The sequence below is a fragment of the Pseudomonas sp. NFPP07 genome, assembly GCF_900115645.1.
Taxonomy (GTDB): Bacteria; Pseudomonadota; Gammaproteobacteria; order Pseudomonadales; family Pseudomonadaceae; genus Aquipseudomonas; species Aquipseudomonas chlororaphis.
This window is the reverse complement of the sequence record NZ_FOXG01000025.1, coordinates 1-1,633: the sequence shown is the minus strand read 5'-3', so window position 1 is coordinate 1,633 and position 1,633 is coordinate 1. Positions and strand designations below refer to the sequence as shown.

Here is a 1,633-nt window from a genome sequence, read left to right as displayed (position 1 = left end):
ATTTCTAAGCTGCCTATTCGGCAGTGAACGCAATGCACTGGCATATCGCGCACCACAGGTTTTTCTAAGCTGCCTATTCGGCAGTGAACATCGCGCTGCGTGGCGGCCGTGAGCTTGACGCTTTCTAAGCTGCCTATTCGGCAGTGAACGCGCGAGTGACACCCGCCACCTCAAGCGCCCATTTCTAAGCTGCCTATTCGGCAGTGAACGGTTCTGGGGTGATGTTCGGCCCGCCGTTGAATTTCTAAGCTGCCTATTCGGCAGTGAACCTCTGCGAGCGTGGTGTACTGAACGCCGTCCTTTTCTAAGCTGCCTATTCGGCAGTGAACCCAGGGTCGCGCGTGCAGACGCAGGGTAGCAATTTCTAAGCTGCCTATTCGGCAGTGAACTAGACAAATATCCCAATAGCACCATGATTTCAAAGAGAAATCATGCTGAACACCGTATTTACCCCTCTTTTCGGGGACCTTTGTAAGTGCTTGATTTACATAGGTCCGGAATCCGCTCGGAAAAAAGGGTCAGCGTCAGGGAGCAGAACACCGGTGCTCAGACTAGCGTCATGGATTTGCTTTGTCTGACCCGACCAGCCGCGAATATCAAGAAGGATCGCAGCCAGCGGGCCGTTGCCGATCAGCGACGATTTCCGTCGAGCAAGGCATCCACCACTCCGCGCGCCATCTCCACGGAATGCACCAACGACCAGATCAGGCCACGCTCGATACCGCTGGCGTGTTCGGTGATCTCGTCGGAAACCTCCTCGGCGGACTTGAGCAGCATGGAGACGTGAAGCAACGCCTCTTCGGCGCTGATGCCTGGGCGGACGGTGAAGAGCGAATCGTTACCCGCAGGCCCCGCCGCGGTGGGTTTCAAGGCTGCAAGCAACGAACCTTCCACCGGATGGTTGGCCAACGCCTGACGGACCTGCTCATTGGCCTGGTCGTGGTCTGGATTACGGCGGGAGAACGGCAGGGAAACGGGTGGATCGGGGACGAGCTTTTTCATGGTGTAACTCCCGAGCAATGGAGCGTTCACCCGTCGCTGCTAAACGATTGAGGGTGGCAGCTGGACGCGGGTTAGCAGACCAGGGCTCAGGAACCCGGCGCACCCGAAGGTGCCCCACGTACAGCCGCCATAACAGACCAGCCAGAATGAAATCCGACCGGGAAGACATGGTGTCTTATACGCCTGAGACTTACCGAGCTGCTAAACCCGATCACTGAAAAACCAGTGACAAACCCGAGGCTAGACAGCGCCCTTCCCAGACGCAAGCGGCCCGGAGTTTCTCGGAAAAGCCTTACAAAGGAAAGCGAAGCGCCTCACTTTCAGACAGCGTCTTACACGACAAACCTGTCAGCCGCGGGACCTGATCGCGAGCAAGCTCGCTCCTACAAAAGGCTCCGATATAACCGCGATCTCTGTAGCCGCTGCCGCAGGCTGCGATAGGACCGAAGGTCCTCCAGCGGGCTCAAGATCCTGCGCCTGCTGCGCAGTCGATCGCAGCCTCGCAGGCTCGGCAGCGGCTACAGGGTTTAACGTCGGCCACCCGGCCACCATCAAACCGCAACATCGCTTTTGCTCCGGCTCCGGCTCCGGCTTTGGCTTTGGCTTTGGCTTTGGCTTTGGCTTTGGCTTT

At 57.8% G+C, this 1,633-nt stretch carries 1 protein-coding gene and 1 CRISPR repeat array; the gene reads right to left on the bottom strand.

The window, feature by feature from the left end:
• Position 1: 1 nt before the first annotated feature.
• Positions 2–389: direct repeats of the CRISPR family, unit length 28 nt; unit sequence TTTCTAAGCTGCCTATTCGGCAGTGAAC.
• Between the two features lie 241 nt (positions 390–630).
• The gene (locus BM019_RS30340; protein ID WP_062823689.1) at positions 631–1,002 is read right to left on the bottom strand and encodes a DUF6124 family protein; all 372 of its coding nucleotides are present in this window, start codon (positions 1,000–1,002) and stop codon (positions 631–633) included.
• Positions 1,003–1,633: the final 631 nt, after the last annotated feature.